Below are 25,069 nucleotides of genomic sequence, written 5' to 3'. Positions count from 1 at the left end.
GTCCGGGGGGTTGCCCGATTTATTTGAGGTCGATCGTCACAATCACCACCGTAATATTATCGCGTCCCCCTTTCTCCAAATTTTAGATTTTAGATTTTAGATTGTCCGGGGGGTTGCCCGATTTATTTGAGGTCGATCGTCACAATCACCACCGTAATATTATCGCGTCCCCCTTTCTCCTTAGCTGCTTGAATCAAAGCATTTGCAGCGCCCTCGCAGGCGCGAATCGACTTCAGAGGCGAAGCAATCAAAGGATCGGAAAGTTCCTCAGTCAAGCCGTCGCTGCACAGCAGCAAGCGATCCCCTGGCTGCACGTCCACCGGCAAAATATCTATTTCCCGCAAATCATCGCGGCCCAAACACTGGGACAAAACGTGACGCCAAGGATGACTGCGAGCCTGGTCGGGAGTTAGGGCCTTTCTTTTCACAGCCTGAGCCACCCAAGTCTGGTCTTCAGTAATCTGTTCCAAGCGAGACCCGTGCAGCCGGTACAAGCGAGAGTCCCCGATATTTGCGCACCAAGGTCGGCCCTCATCCCTAAAAATGAGAACCACAGCCGTAGTCCCCATATCAGCACGCTCGGGGTGGTCTAGCTGATCCGTCAAAATAGCTTGATTAGCAATTAAAAAAGCCTTTTCCAACAACAGCGGAGAATCCTCAGCCCCTTCCCAATGTTCGAGCAAATAAGATTTAATCGCCTGAGTCGCAATCCGGCTGGCTTCTTGACCTCCGGCGTGTCCTCCCATTCCGTCGGCCACTATGAAAAATCGCCCGTCAGAGTCAATGTAGTATGAATCCTGGTTTACTGAACGAACTAGCCCCGTGTCTGTCTTACCTGCGAAAGAGCGTTTCATAGATTGGGTGATTGGACTCATCTAACTTAAAAGCTTGATTTAAAGGGTGCAATGTTTTCTTCCAAAACTTAAATTGCGAAGGGGACTTGAAATTTCTGCCACCTGCGATCGTGAGTTTGGGAAAAATTGCACTTCCTTGACCTTATATTGTAGATCGTTATGATGGTAATCCCCTCTTAAAATTTCGGTAAATCCAGTAAATTAAGCAGCGCCTGCAAAAAAAAACTGGATTTCTACCAAACTTCAGAGGTTTGGCGGGCGAGAAATTTAGGAAGCAACCTGGTGGTTAGCATCAAAGCGCGTAAGTCCTCTCAATTTTAGTTAGCAATCTGTTGTCAGCCAGCCAAAACTTAATATTCGAGGTCAACTTTTGGCTGGCGAGAAATCTCAAACCTAAAATTTCACATCCCAAATTGGACAATTATGACATCCTGTCTAAACGATCGATCCGCTTGAACAAACGCACAAGAGCAAACCCTGCACCCGCCGCCAGCAATGCCACAGCCACTGCCGGCCAGACTTGATTGCTGACAAACAAAATTGTCGCTGACAAAGTAAAAGCACTCATCAGCAAAGCATAATTCGTACCCATTTGAGCGCTGCTCATGCGGCGGAGCAAGCGCTCTGTTTCGGCAGAACGGACGCGAATCCGCAAATCTCCCTGTTCGAGTTTGTCAATAGTCTCCTCAATCCGGCGGGGCAAACCCAAAGCAGTCGAACTCACCTGAGCTGCCTGACGGCCGATTTCGTTAAAAATACTGCTACCTGTATCAGAACCATTTCCATTACTCATAAGCTGCATGGCAAAAGGTTGTGCCACCTCCATAAAGTTGAATTCGGGATCTAAACCTCGGCCTACCCCTTCGATAGTGGAAAAAGCTCGCATTACAAAAGTAAAAGTAGCTGGGAAGCGAAAAGGTTGGTTGTAGGCAATATCGTAAAGGTCGTCCGTAATCGCGCTCACCGACTGATTTTCAAAAGGCTTGTCCATGAAGTTATCCAGCATATACTGGATGCTGCGGCGCACCGGACTCATATCACCCGTAGGCACCAAAGCTCCCAACTCGATCAGAGAATCCATAATCCGCTGTCCATCCTTGGAAGCAATGCCGTAAAGCGTCTCCATCAGTCCTTCGCGGACGTTCGACTGGATTTGCCCCATCATGCCAAAATCGTAGAAAATCAGACAACCGTCAGCACTAACAGCGATGTTGCCGGGGTGTGGGTCAGCGTGGAAAAAGCCGTCATTGAGCAACTGGCGCAAATAAGCTTTTGCCCCCAACTGAGCGATTAATTTACGATCGATACCGGCCGCTTCCAAAGCTTCGTAGTGGCTGATTTTAATCCCCGGCAGGTATTCCAAAGTCAGCACTCGCGGAGCCGCGTACCGCCAATAAACCCTCGGCACCCGCACCCAGTCACAGTTGCTAAAATTGCGGCGAAAAGTATCAGCATTGCGGCCTTCATGGAGATAGTCAATTTCCAGCCACAGAATGCGACAGCATTCCTCATAAATCCCCATCCAATCTCGGCCGTAGCCCCACTTAGGATGGTTTTGAAAGTAGCGGGCAATTCCCTTAAGAATTTGCAAATCTATCTCGAACAGCTTCCGCAGTCCCGGTCGCTGCACCTTGACAACCACTTCCGGGCCCGAATGCAGTTGAGCTTTGTGTACCTGACCCAGACTTGCAGCGGCCAGGGGCACCGGGTCAAAGCTGCGGTAGAGTTCTTGAACTGTCTTGCCCAAATCTTGCTCAACAATTACCTCTAACTGCTCGTAGCTGAAAGCAGGCACTTTATCTTGCAGCTTAGAAAGTTCCTCGACAAACTCTGTCGGGAACAAGTCGGCGCGGGTGGAAAATAACTGCCCAACTTTAATGAAAGTCGGCCCCAAATCCAAGAGTGTTTCTCGAACCCAGATTGCTTGAAAGCGGCGTCTGGCAACTTTCTTTTCTTCTGTCACGCCTCCCCAGTAGCTCCAATTTTTGCTGTCGAGCCACAGCGAAGCCAGCCAGAGCAAGACAAAAGCCCAAATGTCGAAGAAGCGCCGCTTCCGGGAGTATTTTTCGCGATTCCAGCGATAGGCTTTACTTTTGTAGGATTTACCAGCAGTTTTTGGCTCATCGCCTTCGCCAGCGAGCTTTCTGGAGCGCTGGCGATTAACAGAGTCATCAAGGAGAGCAGACACTTGGGTTCCCAAATTGCTTATTTTATGTTGTTGCTTTGATTGAAGGTAGGAGCGCAGGAGCGCAGTGCTTTGCGCTCACGTAGTCGTAAATAATAGTTCTGGTCGGGGAGCGAGCGCTAGGGCAAACTGCTGCGGTAGCGCTGTAATTGCGAGCGCACCATTGCCACTTCGGCGCGCAGCTCGTCAATAGTCGCTTGCAGCTCTGCGGGATGGATGTCTTCAATGGTGGTGGTTGCAGTGCCAGTTCCGGTCTGCATTGCCTCATCCGCAGCTCTGTTTGCCCGTTCCACAACTCGATCGGTGAACTGTCGCAGGCGTTCTCTTTGTTCTGCGTCAAATTTTCCGAGTTCAGAGAAAGCGTTGGTTGCTGCGCTTTCTAATTGCTCGTACAGTGCTTCGGCAAGTGCTCTGCCTACAAAAAAAGCATGAACTGGGGGTTTACTCATAAAAAATCTCTGTGCGCTTCCGCAACAAATTATAACTTGCTTGTCCCCAATGGTGCTTGCTCCCAAAGAAAGGAATTTTGGGGAAATTGACACGGACACTCCGACTGTCGGGGATGGGATTCTTGAGAGTTAGAACAGTCTAAGGCGCAACGGCTTAGACCCCAAGCCTCGCTTACACTCGCTCAAATTCCAGATTGGGGTTGCTTTGTACCAAAATGTTTGCAGCGACAGCAGCAGTAATACACGACTTCACACAACCTCAGCGCGGCGCACATATTCTAACATAAATTAAATCAAAATATCAAACAGTCCTGCTTGTTTTTTAGGCGGGAATTGCGATTGCAGACGGAATAGGAAATATTGGAGAAACTCAGACCGCCCCTGTTGGGATTTCCTGATTGGGTCGAAGGTTGGGCGAGATAGTCGTTGGCGAGGAAGGGCATTATTATAAGGAATACCCTGAAAACCCCGTGACTTCAGTCCGGGGATGAAAGGGCGTTGCAGGATTTATCCTGCCTGTTCTCTTTACCTGAGTCATGAACCCAAAATCCCATCTTTTTAATTCAAAAAACTTCCTTACAAAGCTTTGGACAAAACCCGACAGTATGGTAAACTCAAACAGTCAGGGTTAAACTCCCTTGCCCTCCGTGAAACAGGACATGAGACACACTTTTAGGAATAAACTGGGGGACAAAGTGCGGCGAAAACACTATAAACAGTCGAAACCGAAAAGGTAGGTTTCAATCCAGCAAATAAACTTTTTCACGCTCGAATTGTTAAGTAGGGTAGGGCATACCCAAACTCGCTTGTTCATATCAAGCTGACGCTTTTGGAGATAGACCCGCGCTTGATGCTTCTGAATTAGGCGAGTCAATTGGTGGTATCCCCAGGGTTGAAAGGTTTAAGTATGGCCGTAAGGACAGAACATTTTAAGGTCAGTCGCTGAATTAAGAATCCCCTCGGCTTCAGCCAGGGGAGTGTCAACTCGACTACCGAGGGGATATTTGCTGACTGATAATACCAAGTATTTGTCCGCACTTTTAACCAACAAAAACCATACTAATTTGTCGCAGGTTCAGGAAAAGGTACAGTGGGCTCTGCCACAGGGGGTGGTGAGTCCGGTGCGATCGAACTATCTGAATTGCTGCGGCTGCGACTCGGTATCGCAGGTTCAGGCGATCCCTCGATCGGCGAGGCTATTACTGGCGACGCGGATTCAGAGGGTGGCAAGGTTTGAGCACTCTTAGGCGTAGGCGGGGCGGGTGCGGGGGGCGGCTCTGGCGGCAGGGGCGCAACTTCCGGTACCGGTGCGGGTTCTGGTTGGGGTGCGGGCTCGATTGTGGTTTGAGGCTCCGGAATGGGGGACTCAGAAAGCTGCTTTTGGGGATCGGGGGTCGGGGATGGCTCAGGTTGCGCTTCGGGCGCTGGGGCAGCATTTTCCGGGCTTGGGAACCCTGAAGGTTTGGCGCTAGTTTCTGAGGCATCCATCTGTTCGGGAATGTTGCTGCTGTCTAAGGGGGGAGTGGGGCGCTTGTTGAGTTCGGGATCGAGAGGGCTGCTTTCGACAGACGGCTTCCCGAACATCGGTTCTGACAAATCGCGGGATTTGAGCAAATCTTCGAGAGATGGGAAGGATTCTATTTTGGCTCGATTGCTGCTGAGACTGGTGCTGTTGTAGCGCCAAGCCAGGTCAAAACCCATCCAGCCTGCAATTGCAGCCGTTACGACAAACGCCAGTAAACTTAACGGCAGCGGGGGAGGTGGGGGCAATCGCAGACTTTGCTTGCCTTTTCTGTGTACTGGTACTCGCTCTGTTTCTTGCAACATGGTAAGCCAATTTTCCACTGTCGGAGGGCGGTTGTGAGGGTCGATTTCGAGTCCCTGAAGGATGGCTCGCTCGATTCCGGCGCTGAGGTTCGGCTGAAATTGCCGCAACGAAGCAAGGGGAATGCGCGAGCGCAAGGGTGCTGCTACGGGCGCCACGCCCGAAAGTAAGTAGTAGAGGGTGGCGGAGAGCGAGTAGATGTCTGTGGCCGGTGTACACTGACCCTGATAGAGGTATTGTTCCATCGGCGCGTACCCGGGCGAGAGCAAATTAGTGTGGGTTTGTTTGGTGCCGGCGGTAAAGTCGCGGGCAATGCCGAAATCTATTAACATTACGAGGTGAGAATCGGCTCGCCGGATAATATTTTCTGGATTGATATCTCCGTGCAGCAATCCGCTGTGGTGAAATGTACTTACGGCTGAGGCTATTTGCCGAATGTAGTGCAGGGCCTGGGCGAATGGCAGTGGCCGATCGGTTTCCACTATTTGGGCGAGAGTTTGGCCGGGAATGTAGTCCATTGCGATAAAAGGCTGTCCGGCTTCTTCAAAAAAGTCGATTATTCTGACGATGTTGGAATGCTGACACCGTGACAGGCGTTTGGCTTCGGCAATAAACTGCTGCTGAAATTTGGCCGATTCTGGGTGTTGCTGCAGACTTTCGTTCAGGGTTTTGAGTACGACGGTTTGGTTTAAATGGGTGTGGATAGCTCGGTAAGTGATTCCGAACCCTCCTATGCCTAAAGTCGCGTTAATTTTGTATTTGCCCTGTTGCAGGACTGTTGCTGGCGCTAAGTTCATCTTTAGTTGATGCCGTTTCCCAAACTATGCTACCGCCTTTGGGTTGTTTCACAGAGTTAGGGCTGATGTTCGATCGCTCCGAACCCTCGTTTTTGCTTCTTCTCTGCTATTTTTGCATCTGGCGATCGGTTTATGGGAATGTTCCACCAATTCTATCTGTACCAGGTGTCTTCAAACTTAATACAATATTTTTCCAATAAAAATCCCGCTCTTTGGGAACGGGAAAGCCATCAGGGTGCATCTATATATCTGTCACTATAACTCATGGGGGGTATAACCCCTCTAGGCTTTATCGAATCTTTACAAGTAGCCGATTTTTGTAAAGATTTAGGTTTTTATTGGACTTATAAGCAATTTTGTGATTAATTTTTTGCCGACTGGTGAGCTTCAGCTTGGGGAGATAAAGAGCGTGGAAACTATGATTAAAAATGAAAAACACTATGAATACACTCAAGAATGCGCCCGAAGAGTTGAATATTTAATATGGAAATTTAAAATTCTCAGGTAAATGCATTACAAATAAAAGGGTAAAGCGCCTAGTGATTGAAGATGCTGACCTATATTAAGTCAAATGAGTTTGCTCTGAATCATTTGAAATTTAACCTCCCTTACCATGCTTCGGCAAATGGTGTAGCAAATACCATAACACGGCTATATTTGCGATAAATACCACTAACTTAAGTACCGTGACACCTCGAACTAATTCATAGATTTCAGGCGGAATACTGATGCCGACTAGCAATAAAACTAAGATTGTTGCCCAGGCTTTCTTGTACCATAACCCCACCGCTTCAAGAGCACTTAAAATTGCATACAATCCGCTCGCCAGTCCGCTAAATAGTAAGGTTTTAGGCTGGACACTTAAAACTTTGTCTAATAAAAACTCCACAATTTTTACTTGGCTTTCTAACAAATAAGATTCGGCAAATTCCTCTAATACTTGATGATTTTTCAGTGCGAAAAGCAAAGCGATCGAAGTTACTGTCAAGAGGGAAGCAACAACACTTTTGTAAAGGACAATTGCGATTAAACCAGGAGCGCGCTGTTTTTTCACCTTAATTATCTAAATATCAATAATGTGCGATCGGCTTGTTAGGCTGTTTTGAACTCAAAAGTAAAAATTTACTGTTTTGGACGCACTCCGACCAAGAAACCGGGTTTTTTACCTAATCTGCGGGTTGTAACGCGTCTTTTCGTAAAAAACCAGGTTTCTGCACTCCCATGCGATTATAGAAAAAATAACGTGCTGCTGACGCACCTTACTAAGCTTGAGGATAACGTTGTGCTAAGAAAGAGATCGCAGCAGCCCGATCGCCCAAATCGCCATCCAAGGTTGCTGCCAACAAATCATCCAACATTCGTTTAAACCCAGGCCCCGGCTTATAACCCAAAGCCTTCAAATCGTTGCCATTTAAAGGAGGCTCAACATTCGCCCACCTGGTGAGATATTCCCAAATTTGGCGGCGTGCACGTAGCGGACTTTGCAGGGCGATCGCAATTAACACGGGCAATTCATAATTCCTCAACAGCAGCACCAATTGACTCGGTAACTCGCACTTAGGCAAACCCTCTGCTAACTGGTTCTTTCCAGCTTCCAACACTTCCAACCGCTTAATGCTGTCAGCGGGTAACTGAAGATTTGCAGCTACCTTGCCGCGATATTCCGGTGCTAAATAAGCTATCAAAACTTCCAGCCGCATCTGCCAATCGGGAATATTGATAATGGGGAATGGGGAATTGGGAATGGGGAATTGGGAATTGTCTCTTCCTTCTTCCTTCTTCCTTCTTCCTTCTTCCTTCTTCCTTCTTCCTTCTTCCTTCTTCCTTGGGATTCCATTCAAACACCGATCGAGCAAACGCAGTTGCCGCCACAATTCCCGATCCAACTCCAAAGTAGGATGAATGCAGCGCAAAGCTTGCAAATCTCCTAGCATTTGCAAAGCAACTTTCCAGTAAGGAGCTTGCAAAATGTATTTCAACTCGCTTTTCAGGCGAGTTTCCAAAGCCGGAGCTCGGCCGTTTTCCCCCTGAATTCGGTAATAAATCCCGCTGGCCAAAGCGTGGCGGATGTATCCTTCCGTCTGCGGCTCAATTTCAAATCCCAACCGCACAGCAAACCGCACAGCGCGATAAATTCGCGTTGGATCTTCGATAAAACTGTTGGCGTGCAAAACCCGAATTTGCCGCGCTTGCAAGTCGAGCAAGCCGCCAAAAAAATCTAACAATGCGCCACTGCGAGGAACACCCAACCGCACAGCCAGCGCATTAATTGTAAAATCCCTGCGGTACAAATCTTGGCGAATTGAACTCGCTTCAACTTCAGGATTGGCAGCCGGATAAGGGTAAAATTCAGTGCGAGCCGTAGCGATATCCACCCACAGCGAGCCGAAAGCAGAGTCTTTGTGCCACAAAAGCGCGGCGGTTTGAAATTGACCGTGAACGTCCAAACGCGAGTCTGGGTATAGTTTTTGCAGCGATAAAGCCAACTCGACACCAGCACCGGAATCGTCGGAACCGCACTTTCCATCCACAACCAAATCAATATCTGTTAGCGCCAGTGTATAATCGGTCGTCAATAGTAAATCCCGGACTGCTCCACCGACAATATAAAGTTGCCAGCCGCGCTCGGCGGCAATATTGGCCGCGATCGACAATAATTGCCACAATTCCGAACTGATGCGCGATCGTAACAACTGCTCAACCGATTCCGGTACGGGACAATAAGAGAATTCTGCATTACTTCCCCTGTCTCGCGCTTTTTGCTGGTGCAATTCCCGCAACACGTCTGTGCGAGTCACAATCCCTACCAGTTGACCATTTTCCAATACCGGCAAGCGCCCGATATCATACATCACCATTAAAGATTCAATTTCCGGCAGCAAGGTATCTGGGGCGATCGTTTTTAGCTGCGGAGTCATGTAACCCTTGACGGGGGCGTGACTGAAACCGTGGTGCAGAGCAATGTCAATGTCGCGGCGCGAGATAATGCCGACGAGCCGATCGCCCGCATCCATCACCGAAAGCCCGGAATGTCCGTAACGTAGGAGGATACGGTGAGCTTCCCCCACCGATGTTTCCGGGCGAATACTCCGGACTGGAGACGACATTAATTCGCGGGCTGTGGGAGGGTGGGGAATTTGAGCTTTGAGTTCGTCAGCTAACTGATTTAAAGTCAGCAGGGGGTCAACATCGCGGGTGGCGAGGGAAGCGGCGCGGGCGTGGCCTCCGCCGCCGAAGGGTTTGAACAATTCGCTGAGGTTTGTTCCTTCGATGCGCGATCGACCGATAATAGTTAATCGATTGGAAACTGGCGATTCGGGCTCGATGTTGGGGTTGTTGTCCTTTTCCCCAAATTTATAAACATTCCCTAAAAGCAGAGCATCGGTTTCAGTTAAATCGAGCAAGCGAGAAGCCAGCGAAGAAAGCCCCGGGACGTAGGCTTCAGTAGATAGCAGCACCCAAGCTACGCTGTAACCGTGCAAAATTTCCGATCGCAAATTATTGAGCGCTTCTCTCAGCAAATCTTGCAATTGAGGAGACAAACCGGGTTCTACATATTCAGCGATTACCCGCAAACTCGCTCCCTGTTCCATCAACCACGCCAAAGCAGTTGCATCTCGCGCCGTTGCGCCCTCAAAGGTGAGGGAACCTGTATCGACGTGGATGCCGAGGGCCATTACTGTTGCTTCCGAAGGCAGCAGGCGCGATGGTGTGTCGCTGTTTTCTGGTTGATTTTTGAGCTTTTCGCGGAGCTTTTCGACAATTAATGTCGTGCTGGCTCCGACTGCTTCGATCTGGGTAACAGTAGCGGGGATGTCTGAATGCGCCTCCTTGTGGTGGTCGAAAACAGCTATTTCGCTCACCTGTGGCAAATCCAGCCACTCGGCGGCTTTTCCCAAGCGATCGCGCCCGGAGGCATCAACTATACTAATCGATCGAATTTGTTGCGGATTGACCGATCGGCGTTCAATCAGCGGGTACTCGTCGCGGTGTAACGCCAAAAAATCCCGCACCGTCGGGTGACACCCGCCTGTCAGTACGATTCTGCTGCCGGGGCGCAGGACGCAAAGTCCCACCGCCGCTCCCAAGGCATCAAAATCTGCTGTTGTGTGGCACAAAACTAAGTCCATAGTCAAACATCCCCCATCTCTAACTCACAGATTAGCAATTTCTCAGCTTGTGGCACCCCGCGATCGCAGTGTAACTTAACCTTCAGCCAGTATCGAATCCTGTTTTCTGTGCAGTAGCCAACAATGATAAAATTGATAAAAATCTCAAAAGTCGCTGACGCCTGTTCGCGCAACGCCCGAATTTGCACGGGTTCTTTCCTATCAATCAACCGACAATCTCTCGATCGACTATCGGGAAACTGTCAAAAACTAGAATTTGGAAGATTTTTTCCGGTTCTGGGAAGCTATTTCTGATCAACGCACGGTTATATCGAAAGGAGAAAAGATGTTATCAATTCTGTTTCAAGTGGTTTTACTGGCTCTGGTACTGCTGTCTTTTGTGATGGTCGTTGGCGTCCCGGTTGCTTATGCCTCTCCCCAAAACTGGAATCAGTCTAAATCGCTGATATATGTCGGGTCTGGTCTCTGGTTTTTGCTGGTTATTGCAGTGGGTGTATTGAACTTTTTAGTCGTTTAACTTCACCCAACCCTATCGAATAAAGAAGGTAAAAGATAGAAGGATGAAGGCATTCGCTAGCGATTGACAGGCATTCGGCATTCGGCAGAAGCTAGGAATTTTACAGACCGCGCGACCCTGTATGTTTTTGCACTTGAGATTCAGATGAGATGCTGCAGCTTTCTGACTTTTGCCTTCTCACAAACAAAATTCTAAAACCTAAAATCTAAAATCTAAACTAGAACACTATGGCTGTTTTCGAGGGAACTTTTACTCACACAGAATCTTTGCGATTTGCTATTGTCATCGGTCGTTTTAACGATTTGGTGGTCAACAAACTTTTGGAGGGATGTCAAGATTGTTTGAAACGCCACGGGGTTGATATTAATCCTCATGGCTCTCAAGTGGACTTTTTTTGGGTTCCCGGAAGTTTTGAGATTCCTTTGGTGGCCCGCCAAGCTGCTCTTTCTCACCGCTACGATGCGGTAATTTGTCTGGGTGCAGTAATTCGTGGCCAAACTCCTCATTTCGATTTTGTGGCTGGTGAGGTTGCTAAGGGAATTGCTGCGGCTGCTTTTCAAACAGGGGTGCCGGTGATTTTTGGGGTGGTGACGACTGACACGATGCAGCAAGCTTTGGAAAGGGCTGGAATTAAAAGCAATTTGGGCTGGAATTATGCGATGAGTGCTTTGGAAATGGGCACTTTGATGCGCCAAGTTAAGGGTTTGGGCGGAAATTCTTACGATTTATTACCTACTGCGTCTGCTGCTCAAGTGCTTTCGGGCGAACCAAATCTGGCGATCGCCCCCGATGTATCGTCTCAGGAAATGGCCTAATCTAAAATCCGGGTTCGTTATATTCTTTTATGAACTCGGCTTTATGAATTCGGGATTAATCGGCATTAATCCAATCTTGAAATCGCTGCATAGAGTCAAACTTTCGTCCGAGGGGACTAAGCAATAAAGTAGGTAAGAAAAGCTATGACTGCTGTAACTGCGAAAATATTCTCGATCGCAGAATATCACCCTTTAGGAGAACAGGGATTTTTAGCTCCTGATGACCGAGTTGAATTGATTGGCCCAGAAATTATCATCAAGGCTGTTAAAAGTACGCTTCAGTCTGTTAGCAACAGTCTTTTCGTTGAGAAGTTAATCATTTTACTGGCTAGACGCGCTCGCGTGCGCCTACAATAGCCACTTATTTTGACGGATGATAGCGAACCAGAGATGTTGTTATTCCCCGCAATCGAGCCGCTCTTTATTTATCTTCTTACCCGCAGCCTGCTGATATTTTATTGGTAATTGAGGTTTCTGATTCTAGTTTAAAGTACCCTCTGAGAGCTAAGTTATCTCTCTATGCTGAAGCGGGAATTTCTAATTAGGGGATATTTTATTTGGTCTATCATCAACGGGAAATGCACAGCGAACCCGATTAAAAAAGACAAGGTGATTTTAATTATTGATTGCAACGAGTTGTTATGCAAAATGAGGCTGTTGTAATTCCGGGTTTTACCGATTGGTCTCTAGATTTATCTTTGGTATTTCCAGCCTAGGCTGAATTGATGATATAATGAAATGTAAAAAAGCGCTATAGGAAAAAGCCACGTCTCCCCACAGTAAAGTTAATACCGCTGCTACCATCAATGGTAGGTTAAGAATTCTAAGGGAATAAACCTAGTTGACGGTAGTAATTTTACTGTGAGGTAATAGTCGGTGTTAATAATGCGGATAGTTGCGAGGCAATCGCGGAGTCTTACACCATTGATCGGGTAGTTTTTTTGGCGTGGGATCGATTAGTTTTTTGAGTTTTTGCCATATTTACTGACCTATACAATTGCTCAATTATTGGTCAATTCTATCGCTTGATAATACCAACGCCCGCAATTCTCACGCGCCAGCGCTTGCGGTGCAAATATTATCGATCGTCCGCCACAATTGTCGATCGCCTGCCACAATTATCGATCGTCCGCCACGCCAGAGCGAGCGAACCACTTATTAATAATGATAATCGCTGTCGGTGGGAGAGTCTTCCTCTGGACGACTCTCCCACCCTTCTCCCTTGTTTGATTATCATGATTATTCGATTGTATTTCTACACAAAGGGGTATTGACAAAATCTACTCCCTTCTAACTTGTTACCAATGGGTGGATCTACTTAATTCCTGGACTGTCTTCTATTCCCCAACAATTCCATAGGATTTTTATTGCATGAGGTTGCATAAAAATGATAAATCCGTTATGTTAAGTTTCGTGCAAGTATGGAGGCGATCTAAACTTGCTCCTAGCAAGGCATTCTGTATAAATACTCTACAAGCAGTATTTAACCTATTCTTAACACACAGCTCAGAAAGTAAATTTTTCGGTGGAGAGTTAGGATAATATTAAATGACAAATTTGTCAAGTTAATGCAGAGGGAGTTTGCCAGCAAAAGGATAGAGAGTTTTGACGGTCGCCCGGATACTTACCGTTAGTTATCAACATGAAAGTGCAAAAATCTTATGGGTGACATTCAAGCAACATTTACAGCTACCGATCGAGCTTTTCAGATTGAGGGGTACGAAAAAATAGATTTCAGCTTGCTATACGTAGATGGTGCTTTCAAGCTTGAGAATCCTGAGATTGCGGATAGTTACCGCCAATTTGGTCGCTGTTTAATGGTTGTAGATGAAACAGTCTACGGTCTGTATGGTGCACAGATGCATCATTATTTCAAGCATCACCAGATAGATTTAACAGTCTTTCCAGTTAATATCAAGGAACCTGATAAGACGTTAAAAACTTTTGAAAGCATCATAGATGCCTTCGTAGATTTCGGACTCGTGCGGAAGGAGCCTGTTTTGGTAGTCGGTGGTGGATTGACGACCGATGTAGCTGGTTATGCCTGCTCGTCTTATCGCCGTCGGACTAACTACATTCGGGTACCGACAACACTAATTGGCTTAATTGATGCCAGTGTGGCGATCAAAGTAGCTGTGAACCACGGTAAGCTGAAAAACCGCCTCGGTGCTTACCACGCTTCGAAGAAAGTAATCTTAGACTTCTCCTTTCTGAAAACTCTGCCGATCGACCAAGTGCGAAACGGGATGGCAGAGTTGATTAAGATCGCCGTAGTAGGCAACACAGAAATCTTTGAGATGTTAGAAAACTACGGCGAAGCATTGCTGCACACCCATTTTGGTTATGTAAACGGCACCTCGGAACTTCAAGAAGTGGCACATCGGCTCACTTACAAGGGGATTGAGTCGATGCTGGCATTAGAAGTACCGAACCTACACGAGCTAGATTTGGATCGGGTGATTGCCTACGGTCATACTTGGAGCCCGACGCTGGAACTAACGCCGGAAATTCCGATGTTCCACGGCCATGCTGTCGCCATCGATATGGCTTTTTCGGCGACCATTGCCCAACTGCGGGGTTACATTTCGATCGCCGATCGCGATCGGATCTTAGGGTTAATGAGCCGCCTCGGACTAGCAATTGATAGCCCTTATCTGACATCAGAACTGCTCTGGAAAGCGACAAAATCGATCAGTCGTACCCGTGATGGTCTTCAACGTGCTGCGGCTCCGCGCCCCATTGGTGAATGCTTTTTCATGAATGATTTGACTCGAGGTGAGTTGGATAAAGCCCTACTGGTTCATCGAGAAATCTGTCAGGAGTATCCGCGCCGCGGCGATGGGGAAGAGATGTACGTGGGGTCAGGCAAAGCTGGAAATCTTTCGACATCAGGGGTTTGACCATGAGACCCGTTACCCCTGTCGGGATTTTAGCGGCTAAACTCGAAAGTCTCGTCGAGACTGTAGAAAAAATCGATAATCTCGATCGAGCTTTCAAGGCAGAATTACAACAAGCCTACGAATTGGCAAACGGTCTCGATCCGTACCTAGATCTTTGTACCACGCCGGAATCTCCTGCCTTAGCAGCGTTAGTGAAGCGCACCCAATCAGAAGATTGGAGTAAGCGATTCTCTGACGGCGAGACAGTGCGGCAGTTGGAACAGGAAATGCTATCTGGTCATCTGGAAGGCCAAATGCTGAAATTTCTCGTCCATCTCACCAAAGCACAGCGGGTACTGGAAATAGGGATGTTTACCGGGTACTCAGCACTAGCGATGGCGGAAGCACTGCCGGTGGATGGAGTAGTGGTAGCCTGCGAAGTAGATGCTTATGTAGCTGAATTTGCCCAGAAGTGTTTTCACGAATCTACTGCCGGTCACAAAATCTCAGTGAAGGTGGCACCGGCTCTAGAAACCATGAAAGAATTGGCGGAGAATGGAGAAGTGTTCGATCTGGTATTTATCGATGCCGATAAAGCTGGATACCTAGACTATTTCAATTTACTCCTAACTACCGGGCTGTTGGCTCCCAATGGCTTGATCTGCGTCGATAACACTTTGATGCAGGGACAGCCCTACTTGTCAGGTACTGCCACTCCTAACGGGGCTGCGATCGCCAAATTCAACCAGGCTCTAGTTGACGATCCGCGCGTAGAGCAAGTGTTAGTGCCGCTGAGAGATGGATTGACCTTAATTCGGCGCGTTTAGTAGAACAAAACTTAGGCGTCAAAACCAAAAAAACCGGGTTTTTTGCCCAGGCGGGCTCTAACGAAGTCCGAGCCTCAAAAAACCCGGTTTTTAACCACCCGTGCGTCATATCAAATCCGCGCTTCATCGGCATGATTCATCTCTCTGTTCTGGACTGCGCCTGCGTAGCTTCAAAAGCGGTTTAATCCTTCAAAAACCAGCGCTAATTAGAATATTTACTTAGTAAAAAATTATGATCGAAACAGTTTCAAAGGCAGCGATGCCATCTGAACAGGAAACAAACGCGACGACGACGCGCTTCCAGACAGTCAAAACCATAGCAACCTTAATTTTGCTGCTATTGGTACTGCCCCTGAATCTCGCTTTAACAGCGATCGCCCTACTGAGATCCATCATCCTCAAACCGTTTCAGTCTCGAACGATCGCGGAGTCTCCCCAAACGATTTTGGTCGGCGGCGGCAAGAGGACCAAAGCATTACAGCTAGCGAGATCGTTCCATAAGGCCGGTCATCGGGTAATTTTGTTTGAAACCCACAAATACTGGCTGACAGGTCATCGTTACTCTTGGGCAGTCGATCGCTTTTACACAGTACCAAATCCCCAGTCAGAGGAATACCCTCAAGCACTCTTAAAAATTGTCCAACAAGAGAAAGTTGATGTTTACGTTCCCGTCACTAGTGCAGGCGGCAGTTACTACGATGCCAAAGCTAAAAGCGTACTTTCTCCTCACTGTACGGTAATGCAGCTAGATTTCGAAACTCTGCAACGTTTGGATGATAAATATGAGATGGCAACAGCCGCCAAAGCGTTGGGGCTGCCAGTTCCGAAGTCCTACCGCATTACTAATCCGCAGCAAGTAATCGATTTTGATTTTAGTGATGCACAGCGTCCATATATTATGAAAAGTATTCCCTACGATTCTATTCGGAGGTTAAACCTGACGAAGTTACCCTGCGCAACTGAGGCGGAAACGGCCGCGTTTGTGAAATCTTTACCAATTTCCGAGAGTAAACCTTGGATTATGCAAGAGTATATTCCGGGGCAAGAATACTGCACTCACAGTACAGTTCGTGATGGTCATCTTCAGTTGCATTGTTGTTGCAAATCGTCGGCGTTTCAGATAAATTACGAGCATGTCGATCGCCCGGATATCGAAAATTGGATTCGTCACTTTGCCAAGAGTCTAAATCTGACTGGACAAGTTTCCTTTGATTTCATGGAGGCGGCGGATGATGGACAGATTTACGCGATAGAATGCAACCCGCGCACCCATTCAGCCATCGCGGTGTTTTACAACCATCCCGATGTGGCAAAAGCTTATTTGGAACCAGACCCTTTACCACAGACACTGCTGCCTTTGCCATCGAGTCGCCCGACTTACTGGATTTACCATGAAATTTGGCGGTTGGTGACTCATTTGTGGTCGCCCAAGCAAGTTTATGAGCGGTTAAGAATTATCGCCCAAGGCAAAGATGCCATCTTTGAGTGGGACGATCCGCTGCCGTTTTTGATGGTGCATCATTGGCACATTCCCTTGTTGTTATGGGCAGATTTAAAGAAGCCGAATGGGTGGATTGGGATTGATTTTAATATTGGCGAACTTGTGGAAATAGGGGGAGAGTGAGCAGGTCAGTATTACGGGTTTTGCATTTAATAGGCTCGGCAGTTAGCGATTTTTAGTGTGGTTTATCAGGGTTAATGAGTCGCCTCGGACTAGCAATTGATAGCCCTTATCTCACATCAGACAGGCTATAGTTGACGACCCGCGCCTAGAGCAAGTTTTAGTGCCGCTGAGAGATGGATTGACTTTAATTCGGCGCGTTTAGTAGAACAAAACTTAGGCGTCAAAACCAAAAAAACCGGGTTTTTTGTCCTATTCGGCGGGCTGTAACGAAGTCCAACCGTCAAAAAACCCGGTTTTTAACCACCCGTGGTAATATCTAATCGGCGCTTCATCGGCATGATTCATCTCTCTGTTATGGAGACTCTGCGCCTGCGTAGCTTCAAGAGTAGTTTAATCATTCAAAAACCGCCGCTAATTAGAGTATTTACTTACTAAAAAATTATGATCGAAACAGTTTCAACGGCAGCGATGCCATCTGAACAGGAAACAAACGAGGCTTCTAGGCGCTTCCAGACATCAGTCAAAACCATAGCAACCTTTATTTTGCTGCTATTAGTAATGCCCCTGAATCTCGCTTTAACAGCGATCGCCCTACTGAGATGCATCATCCTCAAACCGTTTCAGTCTCGAACGATCGCGGAGTCTCCCCAAACGATTTTGATTAACGGCGGCAAGATGACCAAAGCATTACAGCTAGCGAGATCCTTCCATAAGGCCGGTCATCGGGTAATTTTGGTTGAAACCCACGAATACAGGCTGATGGGTAATCGATTCTCTTGGGCAGTCGATCGCTTTTACCCAGTACCAAGTCTCCAGGCAGAGGAATACCCTCAAGCACTCTTAAAAATTGTCCAACAAGAGGGAGTTAATGTTTACGTTCCCGTCAGTAGTCCAGAGGGCAGTTACTACGATGCCAAAGCCAAAAAGGTACTTTCTCCTCACTGTACGGTAATGCACCTAGATGTCGAAACTCAGCAACGTTTGGATGATAAGTATGAGTTGGCCACCGCCGCCGAAGCGTTGGGGCTGCGAGTTCCGAAGTCCTACCGCATTACTAATCCCCAACAAGTAATCGATTTTGATTTTAGTGACGCACAGCGTCCATATATTATCAAAAGTATTCCCTACGATTGTGTCCACAGGTTTGATCTCACTAAGTTACCCTGCGCGACCCCAGCAGAAACGGCCGCGTTTGTGAAATCTTTACCAATTTCCGAGAGTAAACCTTGGATTATGCAAGAGTATATTCCAGGGCAAGAATACTGCACTCACAGTACAGTTCGTAACGGTCATCTTCAGTTGCACTGTTGCTGCAAATCATCGGCGTTTCAGCTGAATTACCAGAATGTCGATCGCCCGGATATCGAAAATTGGATTCGTCAGTTGGCCAAGAGTCTCAATCTGACTGGACAAGTTTCTTTTGATTTCATTGAAGCGGCGGATGATGGAGAGATTTACGCGATCGAATGCAACCCGCGCACCCATACAGCCATCACGATGTTTTACAACCATCCCGATGTGGCAAAAGCTTATTTGGAACCGGACCCTTTACCGCAGACAGTGCAGCCTTTGGCATCTAGTCGCCCGACTTACTGGATTTACCAGGAAATTTGGCGGTTGGTGACTCATTTGTGGTCGCCCAAGCAAGTTTATGAGCGGTTAAAAATTATCGCCCAAGGCAAAGATGCCATCTTCGAGTGGGACGATCCGCTACCGTTTTTGATGGTGCATCATTGGCACATTCCCTTGTTGTTATGGAAAAATTTGCGTCAGCCGAAAGAGTGGATGAAAATTTATTTTCATAGTGGAATAATTCTGTAAATAGGAGGAGATTGAGTATGTCAGTATTACGGGTTTTGCATTTAGTCGGAGCGGCAGACAGTGAATTTTACGATAAATTGTCGCGCTTTTATGCCCCATATTGTCTGGAGCAAACTGCTAATCCAGCACTCTATGAATTTCATATAGCCTATATTTCTCCCGGTGGCCAATGGCGTTTTCCCACCTCTCTCGATCCGAGTGCGATCGCGGCCGCTAATCCCATGTCTCTAGCGGGCGCGGTACAGGTGCTGACAGAGCTAAAGATTGACGTAATGGTACCGCAGATGTTTTGCATCCCCGGCATGACTCAATACCGTAGCTTGTTCGATCTGCTGAATATTCCTTACGTGGGTAATACCCCAGAGGTGATGGCACTGACTGCTGACAAAGCGAAGGCTAAGGCAGTAGTAGCGGCCGCTGGGGTAAGCGTACCGTTGGGAGAAGTTGTCCGCGCGGGCGTGAGACCTTCAATTGATTTTCCGGTGGTGCTCAAGCCACTGAATGCGGATAATTCTCTGGGAGTTGCCTTAGTTAAAAATGCTGCTGACTATGATGCGGCGTTGCAGACAGCATTGACTCATTCAGATGAGGTTCTAGTAGAAAAATTCATTGAATTGGGTAGAGAAGTTCGCTGTGGGATTATTGTCCAAGATGGCGAGCTAGTCTGTTTGCCGCTGGAAGAGTATCCTGTAGATCCTGATACCCAACCGATTCGGACTTATGCCGATAAGCTCCAACAAAATGAGGATGGTAGCTTGACTGGTTCCACTAAAAATAGTACCAGGCCGTGGGTAGTTGACAAGAGCGATCCGATTACGGAGAGAGTTTGGGTCGAGGCCAGAAAATGCCACATCGCTTTGGGCTGTCGCCACTACAGTTTATTTGATTTTCGCATCGACCCCGATGGAAAACCTTGGTTCTTAGAAGCGGGGCTGTACTGTTGTTTGGCCGAAAAAAGCGTGATTGCGGTTATGGCCAAAGCATCAGGAATTTCTCTGGATACTTTGTTTCAGAGTATGCTGCAAAATGCCTTAATATAAATAAATGTGAGGATGAAACTAATGACTCAAACTTTTCAAGATTGATCAACCCAGCAATTTGCTGACTTATCGGTGTTTCCAGGTAAAAGTTGGGTTGTGTTAGCTGATCCTGCTCGAGTTGGAGCAATGGGAGAATTTGAAGGACATAACTTAACCTAAGTTCGGGATAAGAGTAGCTAAAACATCACAAAATTTCTGAAATGACGATCGCACTTTGTCAATTTCAGCAGATTTGTTCTAATCGAGTGCGTTCGCTCACAACGGTCGATCGCCTAGATAGTAATTTCAGATTCAGTCGATCGGCGCGATCGGTATTTTGACATTGTAGACGAAAAATCCTAGCAAACTTCACTTCCTATGTCAAGTCTTTGTCCTAAAATTACAGCGTATTCCAGGTTTGTGAAGTGTAGGGACACGGCAGTGCCGTGTCCCTACGGCGAGCTAACTATAGGCGGGTGTACTTCCTAAATGTGGAATCTGCTGTAGACTTTGTGGAAAAATCGGAAAAAGACTTGTGTAATCTTTGAGCTTTCCGCATACTAATCGCTAGACAGAGGAAACCACAACATGATCCAAACCATATCCAAAACAATCACGTTTGATGAGTTCGTTGCTTGGTATCCAGAGAACTCTGTCCATAAGTACGAATTACACAATGGAGTAATTGTTGAAATGCCTTTAGGAGCTGGCGACCATTCCGACGTTACAGGTTTCATCTCAGGTGAAATCAATTTTGAAATCAGACGACTGCAATTGCCTTACTCCATCCCCGGTGACTGCCTGCTCAAACCCCGTAACGAATCAGGCTACCAACCAGATGTAATTGTCTTAGACCGCACCGCTCTCACCAACGAACCGCGGTGGAAAAAAGAATCGATCATCACGATGGGTAGTTCCGTTCGACTGGCTGTAGAGGTAGTCAGCACGAACTGGCGGGATGATTATTTTTTCAAAGCTTCCGACTATGAAGAAATGGGCATTCCCGAATACTGGATTGTAGACTATCTCGGTTTGGGCGGCCGCAAGTTTATCGGTAATCCCAAACAACCAACACTTTCGGTTTATCAATTAGTAGATGGAGAGTATCAGGTCAAACAGTTTAGGGGAAGCCAGAGGGTTGAGTCGCTGACTTTTCCAGAATTGAAATTAACGGCCGAACAGATTTTTCGGGCTGGCTTGCCAAACTAGCGAGTAAAAATTATGCAAAGGTCGATCCACACAAGCTTGCAATTTATCAAATTGTGTGATACCATAAAACGTTCTCAAAAATAGCGCAACACTAACTATTACTGCATGGCAACGAAGCCAACGATCGCATTTAGTCACCTCGGCTGCGAAAAAAATCGCATTGATACCGAACACATGATCGGCTTGCTGGCTCAAGCGGGCTATCAAGTCGATTCTAATGAAGAATTAGCCGATTATGTTGTAGTCAATACTTGCAGTTTTATCCAAGCTGCGCGAGAAGAGTCAGTCCGCACCTTGGTAGAATTGGCCGAAGCTAATAAAAAAGTAGTCATCACCGGGTGCATGGCACAGCATTTTCAGCAGGAATTGCTGGACGAATTGCCGGAAGCAGTCGCAATTGTCGGCACGGGCGATTATCATAAAATCGTCGATGTTATGCAGCAGGTCGAAAAAGGCGATCGAGTTTCCCTCGTCTCAACAGAACCTACTTACATCGCTGACGAAACTACTCCCCGCTACCGCACAACATCGGAAGGTGTCGCGTATCTGCGCATAGCAGAAGGCTGCGACTACCGCTGTGCATTTTGCATTATCCCGCACTTGCGCGGAAATCAAAGGTCGCGGACGATCGAATCTATCGTCGCGGAAGCTCAGCAATTGGCGTCGGAAGGGGTAAAAGAAATTATCTTAATTTCTCAAATTACCACCAACTACGGCAAAGATATTTATGGCGAACCGAAACTCGCCGAACTGCTTCGCGCTTTGGGTAAAGTAGATGTGCCTTGGATTCGGATGCACTACGCCTATCCTACAGGTTTGACTCCCCAAGTTGTCGAGGCAATCCGGGAAACGCCCAACGTTTTGCCGTATTTAGATTTACCCTTGCAACACTCGCACCCGGAAATTCTGCGGGCGATGAACCGGCCTTTTCAAGCTGGGATTAATGATGCTATAGTCGATCGGCTCAAAGCAGCACTTCCCGGCGCCGTGATGCGGACAACTTTTATTGTCGGCTTCCCCGGCGAAACCGAGGAACACGCAGCACACTTGCTGGAATTTGTCAAGCGCCACGAATTCGATCACGTAGGAGTTTTCGTATTTTCGCCAGAAGAAGGAACCCCAGCCTTTAGCTTGCCTCAGCAAATACCAGCAGAAATAATGGAAATGCGGCGCAATGCGGTAATGGCGGCACAACAACCTATATCATTGAAAAAGAATCAAGAATCTGTCGGTCAGGTAGTTGATGTCCTGATAGAACAAGAACAACCAGAGACAGGTGAGTTGATTGGTAGATCCGCTCGGTTTTCCCCAGAAGTAGATGGACTCGTCTATGTGACAGGAGAAGCGCGACTGGGATCGATCGTATCAGTGAAAATTACTGGTGCAGATGTCTACGACCTCTACGGTCAAGTCGATTTTAGATTTTAGATTTTAGATTTTAGATTGACTGCACAGACTCATCTGGGAACTCGATCTTTTGTCTAAAATTGTGGGATTGACCCTCATGAGTTGACGTGGCACTGTATCCGGTGCTGGGCGGGGTCAAGTTTAAGTGTTGCTGGAACTGTCGCGATCGGCGGTGTGGCGAACAAAAACCGGACACCAGCCAAAAATAATTAGCCGATTGTGCAGCAAAAGTAACGGTTTGTACAAGATTGTGCAAAGATATTTAGGAAAGGGGTTATAGACCTTGATTAGCCTCTGGCTGCAATCGACGCTCACCCTCGGGGTGCGGTTATCTCTACAGAACATCGGAAAATTTTAACGAATTTAATGTTTTGTTTCTGAATGTAAAGAGTTATGATAGTAACAAGCCAGAAAAAAGCGGGGACAATTTGAGATTGCTTCGCCGTCCGCCCTACACCACAACGGTATCCCGAAAGAGTGTTGAGATGGATAGGCGGTAACGGTCGCTGCATCCCCTGCTCAATCCCGCAGGCGACGGATTGCGGGATAGCGCCTGAATCAACAAACCTATTACTACTATGTTGTAGTGAAGTGGGGCTGTCATGATCCTCACTATAAAATGCCCGAGAGAGAAAGCTTGCAAGTACCTCAAAGGAAGTCCAATGTCCTGTTTTAAGAATGTTGGAAGCCTATAACCAGACCCCTGGCGGTTGGTATCGGTCATGTCACAAAATCAAAGACGGCTGTCGAATTGGTAAATTAGTCACCATCGACGGAGCTGCCCTATACTCGATTGCTATTTAAGAAGGTGCGCGCAGGCGCAGCACCATAAAGAACTCTTATGAGTTCCTGCCATAGAGCAGAAATCCGCATCCGAGTTGGGCAACTTAGAAGGCTAAGACTCGTTATTAGGAGCATTAATGAATTTATTGTTTGAAGGCTTAGGTCTTTCGGAAGAACTCGTTCTCCATCTGGAAACACTAGGCTTTACAGAACCTACTCCGATCCAAGTACAAGCAATTCCGCACCTGTTAGCAGGTCGCGACGTTGTGGGTCAAGCCCAAACAGGGACAGGCAAAACGGCAGCATTCTCGTTGCCCATCTTGGAGCGGATTGATTTAGATGTAACTGCGGTGCAAGCACTGGTGCTGACGCCGACTCGTGAATTGGCGATGCAAGTAACTGAAGCCATCCGCGATTTGAGCGGCATTAGCAGCAACGGCCCGGTAAAAGTTGGTCGCTCTGTGCAAGTTCTGACGGTGTACGGCGGTCAATCGATCGATCGTCAAATGCAGCGTTTGAAGCGCGGCGTTCACGTCGTTGTCGGTACACCCGGACGCATATTGGATATGCTCAGCCGCGGCAGCCTGAAACTAGACAAGGTAAAATGGCTGGTTTTGGATGAAGCTGACGAAATGCTCAGCATGGGCTTTATCCAAGATGTGGAAAAAATCTTGGATGCTGCACCAAAAGAACGTCAAACGGCATTTTTCTCGGCGACGATGGAAGCTTCCATTCGGAAATTGGTGGCGCGGCATTTGCGCAACCCAGTCAACGTCACCGTAGAACAGCCAAAAGCAACGCCGAAGCGCATCAGCCAAAGCGTGTACATGATTCCGCGCGGCTGGTCGAAGGCAAGGGCTCTACAGCCAATCCTAGAAATGGAAGACCCGGAATCTGCACTGATTTTTGTGCGGACGCGGCAGTCGGCGGCGGAACTCACCAGCCAACTGCAAGCTGCAGGTCACAGCGTTGACGAGTATCACGGTAATTTGAATCAGGCACAGCGGGAACGCTTGCTGTCGCGGTTCCGCCAATGTCAGGTGCGCTGGGTAGTGGCGACTGATATTGCGGCGCGGGGTTTGGACGTGGATCACTTGACTCACGTGATTAACTACGATTTGCCCGACAGTGTGGAAAGCTACGTTCACCGGATCGGACGCACGGGTAGGGCTGGTCGGGAAGGAACGGCGATTACGCTGATTCAACCGGTCGATCGCCGCAAACTGCGCTTGATTGAACGCCACGTGCGATCGAGCTTGACGGTGCGAAACATTCCGACACGGGCGCAAATTGAAGCTCGTCAGTTGGAAAAGATGCAGGGTAAAGTGCGCGAAGCGTTAGCCGGGGAACGGATGGCATCTTTCTTGCCTCTGGTGTCTCAGTTATCCGAGGAGTATGACTCCCACGCCATCGCCGCTGCTGCACTGCAAATGGCTTTCGATCAGAGCCGTCCTGCTTGGATGGGCGCTGATTACGCTCAACAAGAAGATCCCCCGATTAGTGGAGAAAACAGCGTCAAGCCAATCTTGATCAAGAAGCGGGCTAAGACTGTTGCGCCCACTAATTCTGCGGCGCCGACTTTTTCTGGAGCACCGAGTGCTCCTGTTCCCCAGAACAGCTAATTTGTAGGGCGCGCAGGGCGCACCTTATTTTGAATTTTTGTAGAGATGCGATCGATCGCACCTCTACTTTTTTTTATGGGTGCGATCGCAAATCCGATCTCGGCGGTTGAAACCGCGAACAAACTTTCATCCACTCCTAGCGGACTGAGAATTTTATAAGTAGGGTTTGCTGAATAAGTTAGGAAAAATCGCGAGCGCGTAGCCAGTCTCCGGCATCGCACTTGATGGGCAATTCAAGCTCGGCGAAACATAACTTTTTGTTGACTATAACTTTCCCAGTTATAGCTTTTAATAATCATTGAACCG

22 protein-coding genes and 1 pseudogene are annotated in these 25,069 nt (G+C 47.6%); 13 read left to right on the top strand and 10 right to left on the bottom strand.

Translation table 11 applies throughout. From position 1 onward, the window contains the following. Positions 1 to 122 precede the first annotated feature (122 nt). The 7 genes from QUB56_RS18730 to QUB56_RS18700 form a co-directional block, all read right to left on the bottom strand. Positions 123 to 854: a PP2C family serine/threonine-protein phosphatase gene (locus QUB56_RS18730; RefSeq protein WP_332957171.1), complete on the bottom strand. Its 732-nt coding sequence runs from the start codon at positions 852 to 854 to the stop codon at positions 123 to 125. Positions 855 to 1,275: 421 nt separating this feature from the next. Continuing rightward, on the bottom strand, positions 1,276 to 3,042 hold the full coding sequence (locus QUB56_RS18725; RefSeq protein ID WP_332957168.1) for an AarF/ABC1/UbiB kinase family protein: 1,767 nt from the start codon (positions 3,040 to 3,042) through the stop codon (positions 1,276 to 1,278). A gap of 116 nt (positions 3,043 to 3,158) precedes the next feature. Further along, on the bottom strand, positions 3,159 to 3,488 hold the full coding sequence (locus tag QUB56_RS18720) for a DUF6825 family protein (protein WP_332957167.1): 330 nt from the start codon (positions 3,486 to 3,488) through the stop codon (positions 3,159 to 3,161). Between the two features lie 1,059 nt (positions 3,489 to 4,547). Further along, positions 4,548 to 6,110, bottom strand: a complete 1,563-nt coding sequence (locus tag QUB56_RS18715) for a protein kinase domain-containing protein (protein WP_332957165.1) — start codon at positions 6,108 to 6,110, stop codon at positions 4,548 to 4,550. A gap of 598 nt (positions 6,111 to 6,708) precedes the next feature. After that, positions 6,709 to 7,164: a DUF2127 domain-containing protein gene (locus QUB56_RS18710; RefSeq protein WP_332957163.1), complete on the bottom strand. Its 456-nt coding sequence runs from the start codon at positions 7,162 to 7,164 to the stop codon at positions 6,709 to 6,711. Positions 7,165 to 7,372: 208 nt separating this feature from the next. Then, positions 7,373 to 10,240, bottom strand: a complete 2,868-nt coding sequence (locus QUB56_RS18705; RefSeq protein ID WP_332957161.1) for a CBS domain-containing protein — start codon at positions 10,238 to 10,240, stop codon at positions 7,373 to 7,375. Positions 10,241 to 10,242: 2 nt separating this feature from the next. Beyond that, entirely contained in the window at positions 10,243 to 10,449 is a 207-nt protein-coding gene (locus QUB56_RS18700; RefSeq protein ID WP_332957160.1) for a hypothetical protein, read from the bottom strand. Between the two features lie 116 nt (positions 10,450 to 10,565). On the opposite strand from QUB56_RS18700, the gene psbZ reads away from it, so the two are divergent. The 4 genes from psbZ (at position 10,566) to QUB56_RS37320 (ending at position 12,117) form a co-directional block, all read left to right on the top strand. After that, positions 10,566 to 10,757 (top strand): photosystem II reaction center protein PsbZ, encoded by a 192-nt coding sequence (psbZ, locus tag QUB56_RS18695; protein WP_332957158.1) that lies wholly within the window; start codon positions 10,566 to 10,568, stop codon positions 10,755 to 10,757. Positions 10,758 to 10,984: 227 nt separating this feature from the next. Next, positions 10,985 to 11,572 carry a 6,7-dimethyl-8-ribityllumazine synthase gene (gene ribH, locus QUB56_RS18690; protein ID WP_332957156.1) on the top strand — a complete coding sequence of 196 codons (588 nt, stop codon included), beginning with the start codon at positions 10,985 to 10,987 and terminating at the stop codon, positions 11,570 to 11,572. Positions 11,573 to 11,716: 144 nt separating this feature from the next. Beyond that, positions 11,717 to 11,929 carry a hypothetical protein gene (locus QUB56_RS18685; RefSeq protein ID WP_332957155.1) on the top strand — a complete coding sequence of 71 codons (213 nt, stop codon included), beginning with the start codon at positions 11,717 to 11,719 and terminating at the stop codon, positions 11,927 to 11,929. A 101-nt stretch (positions 11,930 to 12,030) separates the two neighbouring features. Continuing rightward, positions 12,031 to 12,117 (top strand): hypothetical protein, encoded by an 87-nt coding sequence (locus tag QUB56_RS37320; protein ID WP_445243372.1) that lies wholly within the window; start codon positions 12,031 to 12,033, stop codon positions 12,115 to 12,117. Between the two features lie 217 nt (positions 12,118 to 12,334). Here QUB56_RS37320 and QUB56_RS18680 read toward each other — a convergent pair. Both QUB56_RS18680 and QUB56_RS18675 read right to left on the bottom strand, forming a co-directional pair. Further along, positions 12,335 to 12,479, bottom strand: a pseudogene (locus QUB56_RS18680) (IS4 family transposase); the annotation flags it as partial. A 171-nt stretch (positions 12,480 to 12,650) separates the two neighbouring features. Beyond that, positions 12,651 to 12,809 carry a hypothetical protein gene (locus QUB56_RS18675; protein ID WP_332957153.1) on the bottom strand — a complete coding sequence of 53 codons (159 nt, stop codon included), beginning with the start codon at positions 12,807 to 12,809 and terminating at the stop codon, positions 12,651 to 12,653. Positions 12,810 to 13,233: 424 nt separating this feature from the next. Here QUB56_RS18675 and QUB56_RS18670 point away from each other — a divergent pair, with 424 nt between their 5' ends. The 9 genes from QUB56_RS18670 to QUB56_RS18630 all read left to right on the top strand — a co-directional run bounded on the left by QUB56_RS18670 (position 13,234) and on the right by QUB56_RS18630 (position 24,763). Next, positions 13,234 to 14,472: a sedoheptulose 7-phosphate cyclase gene (locus QUB56_RS18670; protein ID WP_332957152.1), complete on the top strand. Its 1,239-nt coding sequence runs from the start codon at positions 13,234 to 13,236 to the stop codon at positions 14,470 to 14,472. 2 nt (positions 14,473 to 14,474) lie between these two features. Further along, positions 14,475 to 15,278 (top strand): class I SAM-dependent methyltransferase, encoded by an 804-nt coding sequence (locus QUB56_RS18665; protein WP_332957151.1) that lies wholly within the window; start codon positions 14,475 to 14,477, stop codon positions 15,276 to 15,278. A gap of 232 nt (positions 15,279 to 15,510) precedes the next feature. Continuing rightward, entirely contained in the window at positions 15,511 to 16,902 is a 1,392-nt protein-coding gene (locus QUB56_RS18660) for an ATP-grasp domain-containing protein (protein WP_332957149.1), read from the top strand. Between the two features lie 115 nt (positions 16,903 to 17,017). Continuing rightward, positions 17,018 to 17,104: a hypothetical protein gene (locus QUB56_RS18655; RefSeq protein WP_332957227.1), complete on the top strand. Its 87-nt coding sequence runs from the start codon at positions 17,018 to 17,020 to the stop codon at positions 17,102 to 17,104. A 239-nt stretch (positions 17,105 to 17,343) separates the two neighbouring features. Continuing rightward, complete coding sequence (locus QUB56_RS18650) at positions 17,344 to 18,723, top strand: ATP-grasp domain-containing protein (RefSeq protein ID WP_332957148.1); 1,380 nt, start codon at positions 17,344 to 17,346, stop codon at positions 18,721 to 18,723. A 17-nt stretch (positions 18,724 to 18,740) separates the two neighbouring features. Beyond that, positions 18,741 to 19,763, top strand: coding sequence for an ATP-binding protein (locus QUB56_RS18645; protein WP_332957147.1), 1,023 nt, complete (start codon positions 18,741 to 18,743; stop codon positions 19,761 to 19,763). A 567-nt stretch (positions 19,764 to 20,330) separates the two neighbouring features. Next, complete coding sequence (locus QUB56_RS18640) at positions 20,331 to 20,951, top strand: Uma2 family endonuclease (RefSeq protein ID WP_332957145.1); 621 nt, start codon at positions 20,331 to 20,333, stop codon at positions 20,949 to 20,951. 105 nt (positions 20,952 to 21,056) lie between these two features. Beyond that, positions 21,057 to 22,379 (top strand): 30S ribosomal protein S12 methylthiotransferase RimO, encoded by a 1,323-nt coding sequence (gene rimO / locus QUB56_RS18635; RefSeq protein WP_332957144.1) that lies wholly within the window; start codon positions 21,057 to 21,059, stop codon positions 22,377 to 22,379. A gap of 899 nt (positions 22,380 to 23,278) precedes the next feature. Further along, positions 23,279 to 24,763 carry a DEAD/DEAH box helicase gene (locus QUB56_RS18630; RefSeq protein WP_332957143.1) on the top strand — a complete coding sequence of 495 codons (1,485 nt, stop codon included), beginning with the start codon at positions 23,279 to 23,281 and terminating at the stop codon, positions 24,761 to 24,763. Here QUB56_RS18630 and QUB56_RS18625 read toward each other — a convergent pair. After that, a complete protein-coding gene (locus tag QUB56_RS18625) occupies positions 24,760 to 24,885 on the bottom strand; it encodes a hypothetical protein (protein WP_332957142.1) in 126 nt (41 codons plus the stop codon). The genes QUB56_RS18630 and QUB56_RS18625 overlap by 4 nt on opposite strands. Positions 24,886 to 25,069: the final 184 nt, after the last annotated feature.

The sequence above is a fragment of the Microcoleus sp. AR_TQ3_B6 genome, from assembly GCF_036702785.1.
GTDB lineage: Bacteria > Cyanobacteriota > Cyanobacteriia > Cyanobacteriales > Microcoleaceae > Microcoleus.
Note: the sequence above shows the minus strand (reverse complement) of the source record. Positions and strands in the feature narration are given on the sequence as shown.